16 protein-coding genes and 1 riboswitch are annotated in these 16,530 nt (G+C 50.2%); of the genes, 11 read left to right on the plus strand and 5 right to left on the minus strand.

Annotated elements, in window-relative coordinates; all coding sequences use genetic code 11:
* The first annotated feature begins 76 nt into the window (after positions 1 to 76).
* Positions 77 to 415 carry a YqzG/YhdC family protein gene (locus tag C7R92_RS15255; protein WP_106834837.1) on the plus strand — a complete coding sequence of 113 codons (339 nt, stop codon included), beginning with the start codon at positions 77 to 79 and terminating at the stop codon, positions 413 to 415.
* Here the strand turns inward: C7R92_RS15255 and C7R92_RS15260 are convergent.
* Both C7R92_RS15260 and C7R92_RS15265 read right to left on the minus strand, forming a co-directional pair.
* Positions 412 to 1,038: an SCO family protein gene (locus tag C7R92_RS15260; protein WP_244195753.1), complete on the minus strand. Its 627-nt coding sequence runs from the start codon at positions 1,036 to 1,038 to the stop codon at positions 412 to 414. The genes C7R92_RS15255 and C7R92_RS15260 overlap by 4 nt on opposite strands.
* A gap of 81 nt (positions 1,039 to 1,119) precedes the next feature.
* A complete protein-coding gene (locus tag C7R92_RS15265) occupies positions 1,120 to 1,431 on the minus strand; it encodes a rhodanese-like domain-containing protein (protein ID WP_106834839.1) in 312 nt (103 codons plus the stop codon).
* A gap of 312 nt (positions 1,432 to 1,743) precedes the next feature.
* Positions 1,744 to 1,850: riboswitch (SAM riboswitch) on the plus strand.
* Between the two features lie 89 nt (positions 1,851 to 1,939).
* Here C7R92_RS15265 and C7R92_RS15270 point away from each other — a divergent pair.
* The 10 genes from C7R92_RS15270 (at position 1,940) to C7R92_RS15315 (ending at position 13,058) form a co-directional block, all read left to right on the plus strand.
* Entirely contained in the window at positions 1,940 to 3,244 is a 1,305-nt protein-coding gene (locus C7R92_RS15270) for a homocysteine synthase (RefSeq protein ID WP_106834840.1), read from the plus strand.
* A gap of 158 nt (positions 3,245 to 3,402) precedes the next feature.
* Complete coding sequence (locus tag C7R92_RS15275; RefSeq protein ID WP_106834841.1) at positions 3,403 to 4,452, plus strand: ArsR/SmtB family transcription factor; 1,050 nt, start codon at positions 3,403 to 3,405, stop codon at positions 4,450 to 4,452.
* A complete protein-coding gene (locus C7R92_RS15280; protein ID WP_106834842.1) occupies positions 4,449 to 5,675 on the plus strand; it encodes an MFS transporter in 1,227 nt (408 codons plus the stop codon). The genes C7R92_RS15275 and C7R92_RS15280 overlap by 4 nt, the downstream gene beginning before the upstream one ends.
* 47 nt (positions 5,676 to 5,722) lie before the next feature.
* Positions 5,723 to 6,661, plus strand: coding sequence for an AAA family ATPase (locus C7R92_RS15285; protein ID WP_106834843.1), 939 nt, complete (start codon positions 5,723 to 5,725; stop codon positions 6,659 to 6,661).
* A 4-nt stretch (positions 6,662 to 6,665) separates the two neighbouring features.
* The gene (locus tag C7R92_RS15290; protein WP_106834844.1) at positions 6,666 to 7,856 is read left to right on the plus strand and encodes a DUF58 domain-containing protein; all 1,191 of its coding nucleotides are present in this window, start codon (positions 6,666 to 6,668) and stop codon (positions 7,854 to 7,856) included.
* Complete coding sequence (locus C7R92_RS15295; RefSeq protein ID WP_106834845.1) at positions 7,853 to 9,181, plus strand: DUF4129 domain-containing protein; 1,329 nt, start codon at positions 7,853 to 7,855, stop codon at positions 9,179 to 9,181. The genes C7R92_RS15290 and C7R92_RS15295 overlap by 4 nt, the downstream gene beginning before the upstream one ends.
* 152 nt (positions 9,182 to 9,333) lie before the next feature.
* A complete protein-coding gene (locus C7R92_RS15300) occupies positions 9,334 to 10,431 on the plus strand; it encodes an ArsR/SmtB family transcription factor (protein WP_106834846.1) in 1,098 nt (365 codons plus the stop codon).
* A 1-nt stretch (position 10,432) separates the two neighbouring features.
* Positions 10,433 to 11,242, plus strand: coding sequence for an ABC transporter permease (locus tag C7R92_RS15305; RefSeq protein ID WP_106834847.1), 810 nt, complete (start codon positions 10,433 to 10,435; stop codon positions 11,240 to 11,242).
* Between the two features lie 17 nt (positions 11,243 to 11,259).
* A complete protein-coding gene (locus C7R92_RS15310; protein ID WP_017247238.1) occupies positions 11,260 to 12,246 on the plus strand; it encodes an ABC transporter ATP-binding protein in 987 nt (328 codons plus the stop codon).
* The gene (locus C7R92_RS15315) at positions 12,243 to 13,058 is read left to right on the plus strand and encodes an ABC transporter permease (RefSeq protein ID WP_106834848.1); all 816 of its coding nucleotides are present in this window, start codon (positions 12,243 to 12,245) and stop codon (positions 13,056 to 13,058) included. Before C7R92_RS15310 ends, C7R92_RS15315 begins: the two co-directional genes overlap by 4 nt.
* A 68-nt stretch (positions 13,059 to 13,126) precedes the next feature.
* Here C7R92_RS15315 and C7R92_RS15320 read toward each other — a convergent pair whose 3' ends face one another.
* From C7R92_RS15320 to pdxR, 3 genes are all read right to left on the minus strand, one after another.
* Positions 13,127 to 13,819, minus strand: coding sequence for a M24 family metallopeptidase (locus C7R92_RS15320; protein WP_167403212.1), 693 nt, complete (start codon positions 13,817 to 13,819; stop codon positions 13,127 to 13,129).
* 414 nt (positions 13,820 to 14,233) lie between these two features.
* Positions 14,234 to 14,992, minus strand: a complete 759-nt coding sequence (locus C7R92_RS15325; RefSeq protein WP_106834850.1) for an HAD-IIB family hydrolase — start codon at positions 14,990 to 14,992, stop codon at positions 14,234 to 14,236.
* Positions 14,993 to 15,095: 103 nt separating this feature from the next.
* Positions 15,096 to 16,481, minus strand: coding sequence for a MocR-like pyridoxine biosynthesis transcription factor PdxR (pdxR, locus tag C7R92_RS15330; RefSeq protein ID WP_106834851.1), 1,386 nt, complete (start codon positions 16,479 to 16,481; stop codon positions 15,096 to 15,098).
* Between the last annotated feature and the right edge of the window lie 49 nt (positions 16,482 to 16,530).

Below are 16,530 nucleotides of genomic sequence, written 5' to 3' on the forward strand. Positions count from 1 at the left end.
TATTTTCTACGAATGATATTCCGAAAAGTCTTCAAAATACATGACAAACCATTTCGAAAAGGAGAGGGATCAGCAAATGCTAACCGCTCGTCGCCTATTTCGCTATCGGAACATGATGCCCCTTCTCTGTCCCGTACTTTTCCTGCTTCTATTTCAGACGTTTCCTACCTATGCCCAGCCTCCCTATGCAAAATGGGGCAGGCTCGCGATGCAGGAAACGATGAAGCGATATCCAAACGCTCAAATTGTGGACTACCTGCACGTCGGACGAAAACAAAAAACGCCCACCACGTCAGAAGAGACGTTTAAGCTCTTGCTTCAAGAAAGCAATCGCAGGTGGGCGTTACTCGTTCATATTGAATTTGTGAATCAGACAGAAGAAGTCGTAAACATCTCCTATGAGGAGACTCGCTAGTCAGCGAGCTGTTCCATCTCTTTCATCATGACTTCCAGTTCCATGTTAGCTGCCATCCCGTACGCGCGGCGCATGTTTCCATCTCCATCCACCAGGAACATGCGAGCCGTATGGGAATAAGAACCATCTGGCTCCTTAATGACCATCATACCAAAATCCTTCGTCACTTTCTCTACAGCCTGAGCGTCACCGCGCAGGAACTTCCAGCCACTCTGATCTGCCTTGAACTTGGCTGCGTACTCTTGCAAGACTTCTGGCGTATCGTTATCAGGGTCAAAGGAAATGGAGATAAACTCTACTTTGTCTCCAAACAGTCCCTTTTCCTTCAACTGATCTTGCAGCTTGGCCATGTTGTACGTGGTAGCCGGACAAATATCCGGGCATTTGGTAAACATAAACTCAACCAGTCGTACCTTACCAGCACTTTCATTAAATGTATAGGTTGTTCCGTTACTGTTGTCTAAGGTGAAGTCTGCGATGGGCTTCAATACTTCGATCTTCTCTTGTGTCATGTACTTATAACCAAATACTCCGACGATAGCCAAAAGGATAATACCAGCTAACACAGGAAACCAATGTTTTTTCATCCCAGATTCCTGCTGCAATTGTGTTCCTTCACTCATGGGTTGCTTCCTCCCTGCTTGTCCCATGCGTGATGCCTCCTGATTACACGCGGGAGGCATTCACACTGTTTCTATCACTTCTTACTGTTCTACTTCACCTGGCCATGCGAGCATGCCGCCAACCATATTCGCCACGTCATATCCTTGTGCACTCAAATACGCTGTAGCATTATGGCTTCTGGCACCACTACGGCAAACCATCACAATCGGAATGTTCTTATCCAGCTCATCGATACGATGTGGCAAAAAGCCGAGTGGGATCAGCTTCGCCTCTTTAATGTGACCTGCATTCCACTCATCGACCTCACGCACATCAATGACTTGCAGCTCCTCTTTGGCTTCCAGCTTTTCCAACAACTCTTGTGGTGTCATTTCCTTTACTTCATGGCTCATCGCTATTTATCCTCCTATATGTACGATCAGATCAGTTGTAACCACCTCCATGATATCACACGCTTTTTTACTTTTCTAACGCGAAGAGCACTTGGCTTTACCCTGCATCTATGCTCCCTATTTTCTACCATTATCTCCTATTTCGCTGTGGCAGTAGCCACACGGGATGTGAACAGCTTGAGACAAAAGCGTTACAAATTAATGGCATGAGTGAAACACCTTTCATCCATATATACATAAAAACCTCCCTGATAACTACATATTCCACATTGACAGCAAGGTTTTATTTTCATACAATTACGACAACAACTTTTCTCATCAAGAGCGGTGGAGGGACAGGCCCTACGAAGCCCGGCAACCAGCAGACTAGCTGCATGGTGCCAATTCCTGCAGAATCCAGTGATTCTGAGAGATGAACACAAGCCCGTGCATGATCGGAGCCTTCTTCTTCTCAGGAGAATGCTCCGTTTTTTTATTAGTCGATTTCATAGTAGAAGGAGAGATGAACATGTCCGATCAACAACAATGGAAGCCAGAAACGCTTGCGGTACACGGTGGGCAAGAGGTTGACCCTGTAACAGGCTCACGTGCTGTTCCGATCTATCAGACGACCTCCTACGTTTTCCGCGATACGGAGCATGCAGCCAATCTGTTTGGGTTAAAAGAGTTTGGGAACATCTATACACGCATCATGAATCCGACCCAGGATGTATTTGAGAAGCGTGTTGCCCTGCTCGAAGGTGGTGTTGGTGCATTGGCGACCGCATCCGGGCAAGCTGCCATTACATTCGCCATCTTAAATATTGCGCATGCAGGAGACGAGATCGTCGCTTCCAGCAGTCTCTACGGCGGTACCTACAACCTGTTCGCCCACACGCTTCCCCGCCTCGGTATCAACGTTCATTTTGCTGATCAATCCAATCCGGAAAATTTCCGTGCCTATATCAATGAAAAGACAAAAGCCGTGTTTTGCGAGACGATCGGAAATCCACGCATTGATGTCGCTGATATTGAGGCGATCGCCAATATTGCCCACGAAAATGGCGTACCTTTGATCGTAGACAACACCTTCGCGACTCCGATTTTGTGCCGTCCTTTTGAGCACGGGGCCGATATTGTCGTGCACTCCACCACCAAATTCATCGGCGGCCACGGAACAGCAATTGGCGGTATTATCGTAGACTCTGGAAAATTTGACTGGAACAACGGAAAATTCCCAGGTCTGACTACACCAGACCCAAGCTACCATGGCGTTGTCTATACAGAGGCAGTCGGTCCGATCGCCTATATTATCAAGGCGCGCGTCCAGCTCCAGCGCGATATTGGTGCTGCCGTCGCCCCGATCAATTCCTTCTTGTTCCTGCAAGGATTAGAAACACTGCATCTGCGCATCGAACGGCATAGCCAGAACGCCTTGGCAGTAGCCCAATTCCTCGCCAATCACTCTGCCGTAGAGTGGGTGAGTTATCCAGGACTCGAGTCAGACTCCCAGCGTGAGTTGGCACAAAAATATTTGCCAAAAGGTGCTGGCGCGATCCTGACCTTTGGAATTCGCGGTGGCGTTGAGGCAGGAAAAACGTTGATCGAGTCCGTGAAGCTGTTCTCCCATCTCGCAAATGTCGGGGACTCCAAGTCACTCATCATTCATCCAGCTAGCACAACACATCAGCAGATGACAGAAGAAGAGCAGGCAGCAGCCGGAGTGACTCCGGGACTTATTCGCCTCTCCGTCGGTACAGAATCGATCGACGATATCATTTCTGATCTGGAGCAGGCATTGCAGCGTGCGTTGCAATTATCCACGGTAGGTTAACCAAAACCTTCAAAAGAAAGAAGAATCATGATCTCTCTGGGTAGAGATTTATGATTCTTCTTTATTATTTTTCTATTCATGTTCGAAAAATATTGAATTTTACATTCGTTATTTATAAAATACATAATTATGTACAAATTTTGGAAGGATGAATAGACGTGAAAGTTTTGAACATCGGAAGTGAACGGACAACGTATCGCGTGGAGATCTCGTATTCTCCTTTATTCGAAGCTGCCTTGGGAATCGCTGCCGCTACCTACGATCAATTGCATCACACGATGGAACACCCTCCTGCCTACTGGCGTCAACTGTTGGACGAGCTATCGCCTTCTGTACGGCAAGAGGTCGACTATGCGAAGGAGCACAACACGTGGAAGACGCTTTTGCAACTGCTCGATCTTTGCCCTTTCGCTGATCTGGATTCATTTCTCTCGTATGTCAGAGAGCTCTCAACAGAACAGCTCCGATACGAGGCCCTCCCTTATTTAGGTGAGAATATGCAAGAAGCACGTTGGAAGGCTGCACAAGGAAGCAAGGAGGATTGCGCCGCTTTACAGGAAGCGTGCCGCGCGCACCTCTTTTTTGAATCGTATATCGGACATATTACTTTCGTTGATGCAGAAGAGCTGCGGAGTCATATTCTCCGATTGATGGAAGGCTGGTATGGCACCCACATCAAGCCGCATGAGGAAAGAATCGTTCGCATGCTAGAACGTGATTGGTCGCAAAAGCAAAACAAGCTAGGGAAGCTCACCCCGGAAGCCTTGGTGGAGTATGCGACGGGATCGAGCTACCTCCCTGAACCTGCCGTAACACGCGTACTGCTGATCCCACAAGCAATCTATCGCCCGTGGACCGTACAGGCCGATGCTGTCGGGACGAAAATTTTTTATTACCCTGTTGCCGACGAAAATTTGCACGATGCTGTAGATCCAAATCAGCCACCCCCTTCACTGGTGCAAGCCTTAAAAGCACTCGGAGATGAGCACAGGCTGCGCATGGTCAAAATGCTCGCGGAAAAGGACCTGAGTCTGCAAGAAATAACAGAGCAACTCTCTATGGCAAAATCGACAGTGCACCATCACCTGTCCATGCTGCGGTCTGCCCATCTCGTTGAAACAGTCGGCTCCCGTTACAGACTCCGCCGTCATACTCTGGACAAGCTCCCCCTGATATGGGATGAATTCCTGGACAGGAGCGCCCCATGAACCAAACTGCGGTACAAGCCTCTGTCTGGCAGCAGCGTTCTTATCGCTGGATTCTTTTTGGTCAGCTCATTTCCGAACTCGGGGCCTCACTCGGTACCCTCGCCAATAGCTGGTTAATCTATCAGGCAACAGGCTCACAAGGTGCGGTCGGACAGATGTGGCTGCTGTATTTCATACCGTCGCTCGCTATTCAGTTGGTAGCCGGACCGTACATCGACCGATTCGACAAGAAGCGTGTCATGCTTTTTTCTCAATGGATGCGAGCTGCTGCGTTTTGTTTGTCCTTTGTGGTCATTACTTCCGGGACAGAATCGCTCTGGCCGTTGTATTTCACTGCCTTGATCAACGGTCTCGTTCAACCGCTATATGTGCCAGCCAGCCAATCGCTCCTCCCTGTTCTGGTCAAAAGAGAGCAGCTCCTCCAAGCCAATGCCTATTTGGATAGTGTCCTGCGCATTGCCTTGATTACAGGTCCTCCTTTGGCTGGGATTCTCGTAGCCAGTATCGGCGGCGAGTCAGTACTCGCATTGGTCGCGATCAGCTATGCGCTCAGCGGTTTCTTTCTGGTTCTTTGTCCAATCGCCCCAGCAGATACTGCCAGCAAGAAGCAATCGTGGTTTGTCATGCTTAAGGCTGGTCTTGCGATCTTTTGGCAGAAGCCCCTTCTACTCTGGCTTGGCCTGTACTCAGCTCTCGTCCAATTTGCTGTCGGAGTCACACTCGTACTAAACCTGCCTTTTGTAGTCGGCGAGCTACAAGGCACCTCGTTTCATGTAGGCTTGTTTTTGGCTGGTTATCCGTTGGGATATTTCTTCGGCTCCTTGCTCGTACCACGCTTCCGTAACAGCCTTGGTCAGCCCCTGATCATGTTGGGATCACTGGTATTAGGTGGCTTAAGCTTTGTTGCGATAGGCTTTACCCATGACATCTGGCTGGCAATCACCATCGAACTACTGGCTGGTCTGTTTGCTCCTTTTTTCCAAGTACATAGCACAAGCTTGTATCAGCTTCACGTTCCTTCCGAGTTGATGGGGCGTGTACTGTCTGTCCGCCTGCTCATCGTGCGTGCGACGATGCCCGTCGGTATTTGGCTTGGCGGACAGCTAAGCGATCAGGTAGGGATTCGCCCTCTTTACATCTCTGTAGGTGCCGTCATCGTGCTCGCCGCGCTGGGGGGAATATTATTTCGAAAATTTGTAAATAACAGGATATTCCCTATATAATAAAAACCGTATGGCTCCTAAATTTTGAATGGGAAAGGAGAATTTTCATGACTCATCCGACATTGGATAACCTTCAGCATGTTATCAGCAGCGTTATCGTGGGCAAGGAAAGTCAGATCCGCCTATTGGTAACGGCCTTGCTCGCCCGTGGTCACGTATTGCTGGAGGACTTGCCCGGAATGGGAAAAACCGTGCTTGCTAAAACATTGGCGCAAGCGATTGGCGGCTCTTACAACCGCCTGCAATTTACTGCGGATCTACTGCCATCTGATGTCGTCGGTCTACACGTATTCAATCAGCGAACAAGTGAATTCGAACTGCGCAAGGGACCTGTTTTTGCAGATGTCTTGCTCGCAGATGAAATAAACCGAGCCACTCCCAGGACTCAATCCGGCCTACTGGAATGCATGGAGGAACGCCAGGTCACGATCGAAGGCGTCACCTTGCCACTTCCATCGACCATGCTGGTCATTGCGACTCAAAATCCGATTGAATCGGAAGGGACCTATCCGCTGCCGGAAGCACAGCTGGACCGCTTCCTTTTCAAGCTGTCTCTTGGCTACGGTACGCGAGAGGATGCCAAAGAAATTTTGCGGAGATTCCGCAGTGGCTCCCCATTAGAGGCCGTCGAGCCGGTCATCACTGTCGAGCAAATTGCGGCTCTGCAACGCGAGGTCACGACCGTTCATGTCAGTCAACCGGTGGAAGACTATATCATCGATCTGACGGAAGCGACTCGCCAGCATCGTTCTGTCGAGGTGGGCATCAGTCCGCGTGCCATGCTCGCCCTGTTGCGATCCGCCCAGGCTTACGCGTTCGTTTCTGGTCGTACTTATGTCTTGCCGGATGATGCGAAAGTGGTGTTCCCCAGTCTGGCAGCTCACCGCATTCGCCTCTCCATGGAAGCAGAGCTGCATGTGACGGAGCAGGAAGTCGTGGAGCAAATTTTGACCAGCGTCCCCGCTCCCGTCGAAGAAAGCGTGTAGCGCTATGATCACCAAGCAAACCTTTCACGTAATCGGTTTTGTCTTGCTACTCTTCGCCGTTTTTTCCGGCCACTGGTTTTTCTTTCTGTTTGGGGGCTTTTTCTTTTTTCTCCCCGCTGCACAAGACTGGTGGGTCAAATCCATGTCCAAATGGGTATCACTCGAATGGTCTAGTGATCAAACGCGCGTCCTGTCAGGGACCCCCGTGCACATTACAGTTCGCTTGCACAATCGTTCGTGGCTGCCTTTGCCTGCTACCTGGCTTCGCTTCACATTGCCGGAGCATGTCTCGGTGGAAGGTGCAGACGAGGTGCGACTCCTCAATCATCGGACGAGCGTTCGCCTGCGCTTTGATCTGCCGATGCGACAAAGTGCTACACGCACCTTGATTCTCATCCCGAACAAGCGAGGCACGGTCTGGCTGACGGATGTGCAATCCGAGACATTGCCGTTATTGGGCGAGGAGCCTACCGCTATGACATTGTCGATTTCCTTTTCCTTGCTGGTCTATCCGTTGCCTCTTGCTCTTTCTCCTGTTGTGCTTGGTGAAACGGAACCAGATGGGAATCGGATTTCTCGTCAGCGCCAACTAGACGATGTCACTTTTCAGCGTGGCGTTCGGTCGTATATGCCAGGCGACCGTTTCAAGCACATCCATTGGAAGGCAACCGCCAAAACAGGCTCACTGGAGACGCGTCTTTTTGAGTATACAGCCCATCCGAACTGGCAAATCGTCGGGCATATCCTGCCCTCCTATGAACCGATGATGCAAAAGTATAACGATACCACCAATGAACGGACGATCTCCTGTCTTGCGGCTTTAGCTGGCCAGTGCAGGAGAAAATCAGTCGGATACGAGCTGTACCTCACCGTGAAGCAACGAGGACGTGAGCATTTTCATTTGCCTGCGGGAAGTGGCAAGGCGCACCACCTGCACGTCATGACTCAACTGGCGCAAATGCATCATTTTGTGACAACGCCACTGACGACTGTTCTTCGCCGGTTAGAGGGAACCCATGGGAAGGAAGTCATTCTCATTGTGACACCACGAATGGACCAATCCGTACAAGCCTCCGCGGAGCGCCTTGTTCAACGCGGTCATCAGGTTGCGGTGCTGGATGTTTCTTCTGACCCTGTCATCATCCAGCGTTTTGAGCATGCTCGCTTGAAAAAAAGGAGCGTGATGATGGGATGACACTCTCCTTGATGGGGCGCTGGACGTTCGCGTTTTGGCTGGAGGCCATGCTGACGGGCGTTTTCCTGATCTTGTTTGGGTATATGACAGCAGGCTTTGGTCAACTTCTCTCGTTTTGCCTAGTCGCAGCGCCACTGCTCATGGCTGGGAGCTGGTTGTACCATGCTGGTGGCGGTCGCTTGATGCTTCATCTGTTGCTGTATCCCATTGTGTTTATCATAGGAATCGGCAGCTTCTACTTCTACGATTCCTGGCTCATCGCGCTTGTATTGGCTGCTGTTTATTTTTGGAGAGTACAAAGTGCTGCATCGGAAGGTTATCGACATGACAGTCTGCAACGCAGATTTGTTCTGGCACTGATGGCGGGCCTGATACAGCTTGTGTTAGCGGTACTTTACACCTCCATCGTTGACCCGGGCTCCTATTCGCTCGCAGCCTCTTTTTCCATGCTTGTCCTCATTACTCTCAGCTATATTTGGGTGGCGATTGGGGCGTTTGTACTGCGGGAAGGATCACTTTCTACGAGGCTGCCTGTTCGCATTAGCATGCTACTCGGCAGTCAAGTGCTTGGCACTCGTTTTCTTTTGATCACAGGTTATTTGGCTGTCGGTTCTATCGTACTTGGTCTCATCTATTGGATCTGGAGTTGGATTAAAGGACCTGTCAGCGATGGTCTGTATACGCTCTTTGAGCCTGTGCTTATTTTCATTGTGGAATTGTTTGAACGCTTGTACGAGAGGGCGAGCCAAAAACAAGCAGCGATTCAGTTATTAACGGAAAATACAGGACAAAAACCAGATAACCCCAGTGTGCAGATACAGCTCGGAGAACCACTCTTTTCTGTTCTACAGCCATACTTAATCATTGCCTTCATCCTCGCCTGTGTGATCCTGCTCGGCCGGTACATATGGAAAAAGCGCTTCAAGGGGACGATTACGCTAGAAAAAGAAGTGGCGGCTGTACAAAATACCGTATTGACCACTGTTCCTCCCTCTTCCAGTGAAGAAAGCACAGAAGATGGCTCTGCCAAATGGTTCAAACAGCCTGTTGGTCCAGAGGATGACCCCACTAGGTACGCCTACTATCAATTTCTCGTCCTCATGGAGAAGCAAGGCATGCCCATCGAGCTGCACGAGACACCCCAAGAGTTTTTCAATCGGCTGCGCGAAAAGTCCTTGCTAGATGCAGGTCAACTGGATGCAGTCGCTCGCATCACACGTTACTATCAGCAATATCGCTACCAGGAAAAGTCGCTTCCCGAAGCCGATTTGACAGCGATGCAGCAAGCCGTGCAGACGCTCGGCTCTCGTTTCTCTGCGACGTAATTCTGTCCCACAACCACGTGCTACCCGTTAGCCGTGGTTGTTTTCTTTTTCTCTTGACATCGGGATGCCCCTCCGGCATAATTTCTTCAATTTTGCCCACTCCCAAATTAAATTCACCAAATGGTTAATTGAACGAGAAAGGAGGATGCTCGATGCAAGATTTGCCTGACTGGCTGCGTAAGCATCTTCACGTCGCATACATACCCGGCTATGAGTTTTTCTTAAGTCTCCATGTGCTTGCCAAGCCTGCGCATCACACCTCCCGCTTGCATTGGGCGGAGGAGTTGCTCACTGCTTTACCTACGCCGCTCTTGAAAAAGCTTCACTATTTTAGTTCCATGTCCAATCAGTTTCTTGATGCCATGGACTTCCTGGCACCTTGGGAGGAGTGCTTTGAGCATTCTGTCGAGGCCGCATTGGAGCGTGTACAGGCAATGGATGCCGGTGAGTTTGCCCAGCTCATGATCGGTCCTGTCTATCATCCCAGACAACTTCACGCTTGGATGCAAGGGCGTACGGACGAGATTTTTGATGAACTGAAACCGGAGCATCGGGAGCTTTTGCGCCATCCGCTCTCGACCAAGCGCAGTTTTCTGGAGTTTTGCTACGACTACCTGCCTTTTTTCCAGGCAGAAGAACGGCGGATTGAACCGTGGCTCATCCGCGCCGTACATGAAGCACAAGAGCAGATCAAGCTTGATCCGATTCCGTTTTTGTCGCAGGTACACCCGCGCTTGAAGGTGCACGAAGACTTCTTGCAATTTCACAAGGCAAAAACGTACACATTTGGCTATTCGGAGCTGGCTCGTATCCATTTGCGTGTCTCAACGTTTGTCTCGCCGCATTTGTTGCTAGGCATTTACGACGACCATATCTCCGTGTGCTTAACCGTTGACGTTCCCGGCACCAGAGCCACCTCGGTGATTCCCGCTGACTTTATCAGCAAAATGAAGGTGTTCAGTGACCCGACGCGGACAGCGATTCTCAAATCGTTATTGGCTCATCCTTACTGCACGCAGCAGTTGGCTGACCTGCACAACATCAGTGAGCCTGCCGTCAACAAGCACTTGAATCTGTTGGTAGACACAGGGTTTATCTGGAGTGAACGGCGGGGACGGTATGTGTTTTACCGCGCGATTGCATCACGGCTGGAACAACTCGCCGTCGATCTGCATGAGTTCATCGATATGCCTGTTCCCGGAATTCTCGCTCCACCTACTTCATCACATCCCCCAGAACGGAGGAAATAACGTGTTTCATGTCGCCAAAGCTACCTTTATCCGCAATACCCGCGTTATGATTCGTGCCTATCCGTGGTCGTTTGTCATCGGCCACATTTTTTCCGGAGTGTATACGGTGCTGTTCGCCTTCTTCGCCTATCACTATGTTTTTGCCGGACAGTTGGACGAGAATTTCGCACATTTCACCGACTCGTCCGATTACTTGTCGTACGCCATCCTCGGCGGAGCTTTTTATGCGTTCGCCGTCTCGACCTTGATGAATGTCAGCCGCTCACTCATTACGGAGCTTCGGGAAGGGACCTTGGAGGCTGTTTTGCTCACCCCTTCCTTGCGCAGGGGGTACTTTTTGGGGAATGTCGCCCAACAACTCATGCGTACTTTGTTCGAATTTTCGGTGATTGTGTTTGTAGGGGCGTTGTTTGGACTCACGCTCTCTCATACGAACGTATGGAGCGCCGTTCTTGTCTGGATATTGTCTACAGGGGCTTTCTTTTGCCAAGCGCTCGTATTGGGCAGTCTCATGCTTTGGTTCCGCGATACGTACATCACACAAAACACGCTGTTTGCCGTGATGGCCTTTGTCAGTGGAGTCACGTTTCCGATTCCATATTTGCCTGAATGGCTGCAACCGCTCGGTCTCATCATGCCGCTCGCGCCTGCGCTGGATGCGTTTCGGCAATGTGTGATTCAAGGAGCGCCGCTGCATGCTGTTTCACCACAGCTGTTTCATATGGCAGCCCTGTCCCTCGTCTATCTCGTCATCGGAGTGTGGGGCATTCGTAAGATGGAAAAACGCGTCATGGAATCGATTTTTGGATAACAAGGAGGACAACGATCATGCTGATTGCAGAGAATGTACGGAAGGTATACCGGGTGAAGGAGAAAAAAGGCTGGTTTCGCCAGCAATGGACAGAGGTCGAGGCAGTCGCTGATCTGTCCTTTCGCATGGTACCCGGCAAAATCATTGGATTGTTAGGTATTAATGGGGCAGGAAAAACAACCACGATCAAGATGTGCTCCACGCTGCTCACTCCAACCAGCGGCACAATCACGGTAGACGGGTACGACGCGGTAAAGGACGATCGGTTCGTCAAGGCCAAGGTCAACATGATCGCAGGGGGCGAGCGCATGCTGTACTGGCGGCTGACAGGGCGGGAAAACCTGCAATACTTCGGTAGTCTGTACGGTTTGCAAGGGCAGGCCTTGCGCGATCGGATCGATTCATTACTCTTGCAGGTTGGTCTGTATGAGGCGGCCAACACCCCAGTCGAGCGTTACTCTAAAGGCATGAAGCAACGACTACAAATCGCCCGGGGCCTGATCAATGATCCGCACTACCTGTTCCTTGACGAACCGACTCTCGGCTTGGACGCCCCCATTGCCCGGCAGCTTCGCAAGCATGTGAGTGAGCTCGCTTCTCAACATGGAAAAGCCATTCTGCTGACCAGCCACTACATTCATGAGGTAGAAGAGCTTTGCGACGAGGTATACATCATCGATAAAGGAAGGCTCGTGGCGCATGATACACCGGAGCACCTGACCAAATCGCTCCACCTAGATACAGCCTTACAGGTAGTGATCCCCTCTCTCTCCGACTCGCTCGATTACGATCTGCGCCAGCTGGCTCTGGATTATGGCGGCTCACGGGAAATCGCAGAAACAGACGAGCAGACCTGGGAAGTGACGTTACGGGGGAAAACGGATATGACGACGCCATTACTTTCCCTCTTGGCTGCCCACCAATCCCCTGTCTTGCGTCTCTCCACGCAACAGCCATCTCTGGAGGACGTCATCCTGCACATGGCAGATCGGAGGGGGGCATGAAACAGCTAGGCAGTCTGCTTTTGGCCGAAATCATCAAGGAGCATCGCCATTCGTTTCACAGCAAAATGATCTACTTCTCGCTCTTGGTCTGGCCCGTCATCAATTTTGTAACCGCGTATTATTCGTTTGCCCCGTTTCGGATGGGAGCTGATTCCCCTCTAGCCCGGTTCATCAGTTACGAGCAGTTGCCGTTGTTCCTGTTGACTGGCTATTTAGGCTATATCTTTTATTGGTGCCTGGTACAGTCGTCATGGCAAATGAGCTTTGAACGACAAGCAGGAACCATGGAAATGATCTTCATCAGCCCAGTCAACCGGTTCGCTTTTCTATACGGGCGTTCGCTTTCCTCGCTGATCGAAGGGGTCTGGCTGTTCTTCTGCTTTGCCCTGTTAGCCTTGTTTTTTGTCGATGGCATTCAGCTGAGCGGCTGGTGGGCGCCTCCACTCGCCTTCCTCATTTTGCTGGTTTCGGCCATCGTCTGGGGCGGCTTTCTCTGTGTGCTCTTCCTGTTTTCACGCGATGCGAGCTTCCTGTACACCGTTCTGGATGAGCCGATGCTGATTTTTTCTGGTGTCCGTCTGCCCCCGATGGCCTTTCCGGTTTGGGCCAAGGTCATTTCCTTTTGCTTTCCCCTGACCTACGCGCTTCAGTTGATTCGGGAGCTGCTGATGGAGGGGGCGTCATTGCAAGCCATGCTGCCGAGTATGGGACTTCTCGCCGCTGTTCTGCTGGTGCTCGTGACAGCGACTGTCGTGTTGTTGAGGCAAGCGGAGAAGCATATGAAAAAGACTGGGAACATGGTGATGTATTAGTAAGGCAAAGAATAGGTAAATAAAGAACGCCCTTTCCTAATTGGAAAAGGCGTCTTCTTATTTCCCTCTTACTCCACCGTCAACAGCTTCTCTACAAATCCCCCAATTTCTCGTTCCCGATCAATAAAATGAACCTCCAGGATCCAATCGCGCGGGCGTCCGTTATGATCCGGCTCTCTCATTGGCTTGTGATTGTCAGGGTGAATATAGTTGACGATATCCTCCCCTTGAATTATTTCATGCGGGAATTCGCCGATGAGATGCCCTGCGTGCGGACCACCGTACTCCCAGCCGTATGCTTTGGCGCGCTCGCACATGTAGGCAAACAGCTCGCTGCTCGTAATATCCGGCTTGGACAAAAAGTAAGCCTTGCCCTCGTCCCACGCTTTTTCAATATCGTCGCGCAGCTTTTGTTTTACCGGATCATTTCCAAGCACATACGTCCGCCCGAGATCAGCCTCCCAGTCCTCAAAAATGGGCCCGAAATCGAGAAAGACAATATCTTCGGGTGCGACAGTCAAGTTCGGTGGATTTTCTCGGTACGGAAACAGCGTGTTTCTTCCCGCTCGCACAATTCGCTTATGCCAGTATTTCTTGATCCCGAACAATTGAAAGGCCAGCTCGTAAATCTCCTTGTTGATATCCTTTTCCGTCACGCCGCTGCGAATAATGCCCTTCTCTTCGATTGTGGCAAATAAAAACTCCGCTTTGGTCTCTGCTTCGCGCAGTGCCTGATGTCTCTTTTCCAATGATGGATTCATCATGTCATAGCCTCCTAGAAAATGTAGCAACCCGCAGATGGATTTATAAGAACAAGTGATTGATCCATTTTTTGTAATCGGTGATGCATGTCTATTCCATAGAAATTTTTGAGCATACCCTATCGTATCCCATCAAAAGGAGTGATCATCATTGAGAAGGAATAAATCCCGCAACAAAGGATTCAAGAAAGTAAATGGTCGTTTGGTGCAGTATTCTACTCCTCGTCATCCTGATCGTGATCCTTATTCTAGGCAAAATCCTCCCAGAGAAAGAAGCATGAGATGCAGAGCCTGTTGCTGGGAAGATCCTGATCGGCTGCAAAGTGTATGCGGTTGGTGTTGTGCTGAGATGATCCAATAATCGTTGATGGAAACAAGCGTCCGGATCTCCACCATTCGGACGTTTTTCATCATTCAGTTGTTCGCGCCCAACTCTCGCAATTTTGCGATAATAGATTGCTCCACATGATCATCCATGGTGATTTTTTCTTTTGCCAGTGAAAGCAGCGGCTCATATTCGCCAATCAATACGGAATGATGCGCTTTTTCAAACAGCGGCAAATCATTCATGTCATTACCAAAGCAGATGAACGGCTCCCCTGCCACATCGAACCGATTCAGGGCCGCCCATTTATTCACTCCCTGGTAAGTAAGGTCGAGAATGCCTTCTGCCGAATGAAAATGCAGCGTAACGTCGAGTTCCTTGATTCTCGCCATCAATTCTTCATAACGGTCACACGATAAAATCAGGATTTTCAGCACGGCATTCAATTGATCTACGTCCACGCGGCTGGCTGTCCGATTGGGATCGATATAGCTCAAAAAAGGATGGGTCGACACACAATTATGTGCGTAATTCCACGAGTCATCGATGAAATACTGCGCCCGATAATCATCGAGAATGCTGATAATTTCATGTGCCAAACGATCCGGGATCGGCACGCAGCCCTGCAAGCTCCCTTTGTGATGCGTCATCGCTCCATTCGCGCCAATGAGGAGATGGTTGGCAAACCGCTCATCGAGGACAGGCAGCATGTCGCGACACGGTCTTGCGGAGGCGAAACCCACCGTATGTCCCGCTTGTTCGAGTGCAAGCAGGCTATCCAAAATGTTTGTTGAGATCGGTTGACCCTTGAAGCAGATCGTCCCGTCCAAATCAAAAATGAACTTCATTTTTCCCACCCTTTCTAATCGCTGTCCTGTCCATCGTAATGGATAGCCGTCTGGGGCCAAAGGGACAGATCCTTCAAGATGAGTGGGACAGAAAGCTGATCTGTTACTCAAACCAGGCGCAAGCCAACAAGCGAATGCCCTCCTGAATATCGTCGGGGGTCAATGCTCCGTATCCTAGCAATACCGTCGGATGCTCCCTTGTATCATGCAGCCAGTATCGGGCAGTTCCGTAGACTTTTACGCCTTTTTGATAGGCACGCTCCATGAGTTCCGCTTCCGTACGCTGACTTTTTACGGTCAAAAATACATGCAGCCCCGTATCCTTCCCTTCTATTTCCACACGTCCGTCCATGTAACGAACGACTGCCTGAAGAAATACCTCTCGCTTTTCCATGTAGTTTTTTCGCATGTGCTGCAAGTGTCTATGCCAATAGCCATCGGACAAATACGTCGCTAGCGTCAACTGGTCCAAGCGGGAAACGGGCTGATCGTATTCAGGCATGCGCTGGTGAAAACGCGCTAACAGCTCGTAAGGAAGGACGACGTAGCTGACGTTTACGAGCGGCAGCAATGCTTTGGAGAGCCGCCCAATGTAAACAACCTTTTGGGGAGACAGGCTCTGGATCGAAGGGATGTAGCTCTCTTGATATTTGAACTCCCATTCGTAGTCATCCTCTACCAAATAAGAATGCGATAAGGATTGCGCCCACAGGGTCAATTGGTTTCTTTTCTCCAAAGGCATCGTCATTTTGTTAATGAATTGCTGAGAAGGACTCACGTACATGATGCTTGCCCCGCTTCTCTTCAGCTCTTCGATGGATACACCGTCTGCCTCCAAGGAAATGCCATGTACACGGTAGCCACCGTTGAGAAACGTATTTCTCGCACCATCATAGCCCGGATTTTCTACGCCAATCACATGCTTCTCTCTGTCCAGAAGCTGGACAACAATCGATACCAACTGTTGTGGGGTGGCTCCAATAATGATCTGCTCCGGCGTGGCGAGGACTCCTCTCGTTTCATACAGCAATTTCGAGAGTTCCTTTCGCAATACGTATTCGCCTTGAGCCAGCCCCTCCACCATATACGTGCGCTGATGATAGGAGATGAGCTTGTTGCGCAGCTTATTCCACGAATGAAAAGGGAATGCTCCCAGTTCGATGTTGCCGTAGCGGAAGTCATAGCGAATCGGCGGTATACGAGAGTCTTCTCGTTCCGTGGCATGCTGCCCAGAAGGAGGTCCTGCTTTGTACGTCACTTGATACCCTTTTTTCGGAATACTGCTGACGTACCCTTCCGATACCAGTAGCTGATAGGCAACTTCTACCGTGTTTTTGCTGACAGCAAGCGTTTGGGCACAGCTTCTGATCGAGGGGAGAAACTCTTCATACGTGATTTGGTTACGCAATATTTCATCTTTGATAAAGTGATAGATTTGGATGAACAGTGGCTCTCCCTCTGTAAAACGAATGGCAGCAAGCTCTCGCACCGAACAGGAACCCCCTTCCTTTTTTGTTTTAGTCTACCACATATTAGAT

This window comes from Brevibacillus porteri (assembly GCF_003013475.1).
Lineage (GTDB): Bacteria > Bacillota > Bacilli > Brevibacillales > Brevibacillaceae > Brevibacillus > Brevibacillus porteri.